This window comes from Prauserella cavernicola (assembly GCF_016595675.1).
In the GTDB taxonomy this organism is placed as follows: Bacteria; Actinomycetota; Actinomycetes; order Mycobacteriales; family Pseudonocardiaceae; genus Prauserella_A; species Prauserella_A cavernicola.
The window spans coordinates 1-5369 of the sequence record NZ_JAENJH010000022.1; the positions used below are offsets into that span (position 1 = coordinate 1).

Sequence of the window (5369 nt, forward strand, 5' to 3'; positions counted from 1 at the left end):
GCTCAACATCGATCACTGCCGTGGAAGTCATGCCACAATCACAGCGCCACCAGCCCACAACTGCCAGTGCAACCACGTCATCAATCCCCCATGACATTCCTTGGGGTGAACATATGACGCAGTGTCACTAGTGGAAGCGTGCCCCTGGGGCCGATACTGGAGAGCGCACTGCAGTTCGATCCAGGAGCGCCGACCATGCCCGACCACCACGCGACGCCGGCGACCACGGGTCCGGCCGATGTGGACAGCCGCGGCGCGGGCGCCCGGCCGCGGGACGGGGTTCGATGAGCCCGGTGCCCGAGGAACCCGACGGCATCGAACCGGCACAGGGCCAGCTTCGCAAGATCAACATCACCATGTTCCTCCCACTGTTCGTGGTCGCGGGTGCGGCGGTGGTGGTGATCGACGCGCGGGAGTGGTGGCACGCCATCATCCTGAGCGCGGCCGTGGTGGCGACGCTGGTGGCCTTCATACGCTGGGCGTCGGGCGGTCTCCTGCGCGTCGCGGTGCCGTGCCTGCTCGTCGTCGCGGCGGTGTGGCCCGCCTCGGTGCTGCTGATCGGCGGCAGTGCGGCCTTCTTCGGGATCTCCTACGTGGGTTCCGCCGTGATCCCCCAGCTGCCCCGGCACCGGGGAGCGGCCGCGGCCGCTCTGGTCGTCTTCGTGGCCGGGGCGGGCGCGCTGCGGTTCCTGGTGGAGCCCGGCGACGTCGCCGGTGTCCTGTTCCAGTTCATCCTGGTGCCCACCGGTGTCACCGCGGTGACGCTCGGGCTGATGTTTCCCAACAAGCGCTTCTACGACGTCGTCGAGGAGCTCGAGGAGGCCAGGGAGCGGGAGGCGGAGCTGGCCGTCATCCGGGAACGTGTCCGCTTCGCCAGCGACCTGCACGACATCCAGGGCCACACACTGCACGTGGTCAAGCTCAAGACCGCACTCGCGCAGAAGCTGGTGGACACCGACGCCGAGAAGGCCAAGGAGGAGCTGCGCGAGATCCACGCGCTCGTCGCCGACACCATCACCCAGACCAAGGAACTCGCCTACGCCCAGCGCAGGCTCAATCTCTCCGCCGAGCTGGAGAACGCGAGGAACCTCTTCGAGGCCGCGGGCATCCACGTGCGCATCAACCGCGAGGCCGACGTGGCCGCCGCCGCGAGCGAGCTGCTCGGCCAGGTGCTGCGCGAGACCACCACCAACATCCTGCGGCACGCCCAGGCCACGCGCGTGCGGATCACGCTGGCGGAGTGGAGTATCAGCATCGTGAACGACGGCGCCCAGCACGCACCGCTGCCCGAGCTGCGCGGGCTGGCCGCTCTCGAACAACGCGTCGCCGCCGACGGAGGTGAACTGACGGTGCAGCAGAGCAACGGGCAGTTCCTGACGGCAGCGGCGATCCCGCACCGTTTCGACGCTCAGGAGAACCGATGACCACCGTGGTGCTCGCCGACGACGAAGCCCTGCTCCGCAAGGCCATGGCCTCGCTGCTCCCGCTCGAGGGCGAGATCACCGTGCTCGCCGAGGCGGAGAACGGCGAGGAGGCCGTGCACGCCACGCTGCGCCACGAGCCCGACGTGCTGGTCATCGACCTCGAGATGCCCGGCGTCGACGGGCTCGGCGCCGTCGCGGAGATCCGCAAGACCAGGCCGAACCAGGTCATCCTCATGTTGACGCGCCACGCCAAGCCCGGCGTGCTGCGCAAGGCGCTCAAACTCGGCGTGCAGGGCTTCGTCAGCAAGTCCGCCGAGCCCTCGCACATCACCGCGGTCATCACCGCGCTGCACGGAGGCAAGCGCTGGATCGACCCGGACGTCTCGGCACTCGCCGTTGTCGACGACTGCCCGCTGACCGACCGCGAGATCGACGTGCTGCGCGCCACCGGCGAGGGCTACTCCGTCGCCGACATCTCCTCGCAGCTCCACCTGGCGCAGGGCACCGTGCGCAACTACCTGTCCAACGCCATGCAGAAGACCCAGACCCAGAGCCGGCACGAGGCGGCCAGGTACGCGCGCGAGCACGACTGGCTGTGAGCGCGGAGAAAGCGAGAACCATGCGGGACGACATGCTGCTCGTCGAGGACCTCACGATGCTGCTGCTCGACGACGAGACCGGCACGCCCTCGGCCGCGGGCACGTTGCCCTACACGCTGGGTGGCGCCGTGCTCGTCGAGCTCGCGCTGCTGGGCAGGGTCACCTCCGACGGCAAGGCCGCCCTGAACGGCCCCAAGGTCTTCACCGACGGGGACGGCCCGCTGCCGGACCCGGTGCTCCAGGACGCCTACGACAAGGTCGCCGAGCGCACCCGGCGCGTCCAGCCGCTGCTGCTCGACATCGGCGCCGGCTTGCTGAACACGATGGTCGACCGGCTGGTCGAACGCGGGCAGATCCGCCGCGAGAAGAAGAAGGTACTGGGCCTGTTCCCCGCGACGAGGCTGCCTGCCGTGGACACCGGGCACGAGGCCGAGCTGCGGCGCAAGATCCGCGCCGTGCTGGAGGAGGGCGCGGAGCCCGACTCCGCACGCACCGCCGCGCTGATCGCGTTGCTCTCCGCGAGCGGCGCGCTGCCCAGCCTGCGGCCTCCGATCAACTGGTCGGGCACGGTCTACAAGCGCGCGAAGGCGCTCGAAGAGGGCAACTGGGGCGCCGAGGCCGTGAGCACCGTGGTGGCCAGGACGGCGGCGGGGATCGCTGCGTCCACCGCCGCCGTCACGGTCGCGGTCACCGTGGCGACCACCAACTGAGCACGGGTCAGCCGCTGCCGGTGAGCTCGCAGTCCCGGCGCGACAGGTCGAGCTCCGAGCCCGTGGTCAGGCACGCCGCGAGCTGGTGCACCTGCTGGCCGTAGCCGCGCCCCCGCACCGACGTCACGGTGCCGTCCCCGGCCACCTCGCACGGGTTGTCGTCGGTGCACCGCTCGCCGTCGACGTTGTGGGTGTTGTGGATCGCGGCCACCGTGTCGCCGTCGGCGGCGAGCAGCGCCGAGCCGGACGTGCCCGGCCACGGGGTGCAGTCATCGCTGCCTGCGTAGCGGATCGAGTCGTCCTGCTGGTAGCCGCCTTCGCGCAGGTGCGCCACCACGGCCTCGGCGGTGCAGTGCAGGCGGATGCTCGTGTAGGCCATCGTCAGCTCCTGGCCCGCGCGCACGGGCTCGGAGGCGAGCCGGAAGACCTTCGCGCCCTCGACGTCCAGCTGTGCGTAGGTCGTGTCCAGGCGGTAGAGCGCGACGTCGGTGCCGGTCATCGTGGCGTACACGAGCCGGTTCGCGCGGGCCGTGACCTGCGGGTAGCCCTGCTCGTCGGCGATGGGCACGTCGCGCTCGGCGGGCTGGTCGACCAGCGCGGCGCCCGGCTCGGGCCGTTCTCCCTCGACGCAGTGGCCGTTGGTCAGCAGCAACGCCGGATCGTCGTCGCGGGAGGCGGGCGTGCGGACCACGGAGCCCGTGCAGCCGTCGAGCTGCACGGCGCCCTCGACGTTCGGGATCTCGTCGTCGGGCGGCACGTCGGTGCCACTGATGATGCCGTTGATCCAGTCGGCGTGGCGGGTGACGTCGGTGAACAGCGTCGGCGCGTCCGCGCCGCCGGGGCCGCTGACCACACCGGCCACCGCCCAGCCGTCGCCCTCGCGCACCAGCGCGGGTCCGCCGGAGTCCATGTTGCTCGCGGCGACGCTGCCGTCGCGGCTGCCGATGCACAGCTCACCGGTGGGTTCGGCCGAGGGGCACGCGGACAGCGGCTGCACCACGGTGTCGGCCTCGCGCAGCCGTTCGGGGAAGCACGCGGGATTCTCGCTGTCGGCACAGGTCATGCCCCAGCCCATGATCCGGACCTCGGTGCCTTCGGCGGGCGTGGTCGAGGCGAGTCGCACGGGTTCGGCGGCCACCGGGGTGCTCAGGTGCAGCAGCGCGAGGTCCTTGCCCCAGAACCCGCCCTCGTCGTCGCTGGTCGCGAGCCGGTAGTAGTGGTCGACCTCGGCCACCTCACCGCCCGAGGTGGTGTCGAGCGAGCCGACCCTGACCTGCCAGCCGCGCGGAACGCCGTTCCTCGCGCCGGTCGGGTTCTTGCCCGCGCAGTGGCCCGCGGTGAGCACCCATTGCGGGGCGAGAACCTCCACCCCGCACCCGTGCTGGTCGTCGCGAGGCGGTGCGGGGAAGGACGGCTGGAACGAGCCCATGAACGAGTAGGCCCGGGTGGACTCGGTGCCTCCCACGATCGCCTGTGCCGGAACCGCGGCGAGCAGGGTCGTGGTCAGCGCGAGCACCACACCGAGCAGGAGAGTTCGTTGTCGCATGCACCAGAGCGTGCTCGGCCGATGTCCGCGGGCCGCGACCGTCGTGCCACAGTTGCGTCACAGACCACGACGCTGCTCCACAGTGGAGCGACCCAAGAACGAGACCCGCCTGCCCGGATCGCGGGCAGGCGGGTCTCGTCGAGAAGTGTTCATCCGGTCGTCACCAGATGCGCACCTCGTAGACCCGCACGGGATTCCCGAAGCCGAGTCCCATTCGCGGGTTGAAGGTCTTCGAGTGGTAGCGACCGTCCTGCTCGTAGTTGATCGTCACCTTGTACTTGCCGGCCTTGACGTAGTAGACGCTCGAGACGTCCACGCCCTTCACGCCGGCGTTGGCGAAGCACTTGTTGGTGCCGATGTCGGGGTTCAACCTGATGTCCAGCTGGACCAGGTCGTCGCCGCGGCACGGCACCTCGTCGATGGCGTGGGCCGCCCCGGCCGGAGCCACGAGGACCAGACCGACAGCCGCACCGATTCCGGCAAGGACACTCTTCAGACGCGTACGCATGGTGCTCGCGACCTTTCTCTTCCCTGGCACGAGGAATGGACATCGATCGATCGGCGGGCGGCCCGCATTCCGCTCTGGTACCGACCAATCCGAAGACGGACTCTTCCCACCACCGGGCTCCGGCGCCACCCTCCCGGTGCCCGCCTGTCCGTTCGCACAGGTGGAACTGTCGGATCGTCCCGGACCGGCGTGTGCGTTCGTAATTAATCAACCAGGCGGGTGGACCGGTCCTTGGCCGCTCCGGCGCACCTGGCTAGGGTCGACTCAGGACGGGTGGATGATCTAGGTGCCCCGTCGCGTTGACGTTGAACCGACGTTGAGTAGCCGTTGAGCAGCCGCAGCCGGCAAGGACGCCGGCCGGTGCGCATCGAACCCGGGAGTCTGTATTCATGTCGTATGAGGTTGTTCCTGCGGATTTGGTGGCGCATGCGAGTCATCTGGATGGGATCGCCGACCGGTTGGGGGTGGCGGTGTCGGCCGCGGAGACGGTGAGTATGGATGACTCGGCGTATGGGTTGTTGTGTTCGTTTCTGCCTCCGATCGTGAATCCGATGGAGGAGGAGGGGCTCTCGGCGTTGGATG

The 5369-nt window shown here is 69.7% G+C and carries 5 protein-coding genes and 1 pseudogene; 4 read left to right on the forward strand and 2 right to left on the reverse strand.

Annotated elements, in window-relative coordinates:
* Positions 1–284: 284 nt before the first annotated feature.
* The 3 genes from JHE00_RS34415 to JHE00_RS34425 are packed head-to-tail and all read left to right on the forward strand — an operon-like array spanning position 285 to position 2733.
* Positions 285–1424, forward strand: a complete 1140-nt coding sequence (locus JHE00_RS34415; RefSeq protein WP_200326371.1) for a sensor histidine kinase — start codon at positions 285–287, stop codon at positions 1422–1424.
* The gene (locus JHE00_RS34420; protein ID WP_200326373.1) at positions 1421–2023 is read left to right on the forward strand and encodes a response regulator transcription factor; all 603 of its coding nucleotides are present in this window, start codon (positions 1421–1423) and stop codon (positions 2021–2023) included. Before JHE00_RS34415 ends, JHE00_RS34420 begins: the two co-directional genes overlap by 4 nt.
* A 20-nt stretch (positions 2024–2043) precedes the next feature.
* A complete protein-coding gene (locus JHE00_RS34425; RefSeq protein WP_200326375.1) occupies positions 2044–2733 on the forward strand; it encodes a GOLPH3/VPS74 family protein in 690 nt (229 codons plus the stop codon).
* Positions 2734–2740: 7 nt separating this feature from the next.
* On the opposite strand, the gene JHE00_RS34430 is transcribed toward JHE00_RS34425, so the two are convergent.
* Both JHE00_RS34430 and JHE00_RS34435 read right to left on the reverse strand, forming a co-directional pair.
* Entirely contained in the window at positions 2741–4279 is a 1539-nt protein-coding gene (locus tag JHE00_RS34430; protein ID WP_200326377.1) for a S1 family serine peptidase, read from the reverse strand.
* Between the two features lie 160 nt (positions 4280–4439).
* Positions 4440–4787: a beta/gamma crystallin domain-containing protein gene (locus tag JHE00_RS34435; protein WP_200326379.1), complete on the reverse strand. Its 348-nt coding sequence runs from the start codon at positions 4785–4787 to the stop codon at positions 4440–4442.
* Between the two features lie 389 nt (positions 4788–5176).
* Between JHE00_RS34435 and JHE00_RS35445 the strand changes: the two are divergent.
* A pseudogene (locus tag JHE00_RS35445) lies at positions 5177–5369 on the forward strand (type VII secretion target); the annotation flags it as partial.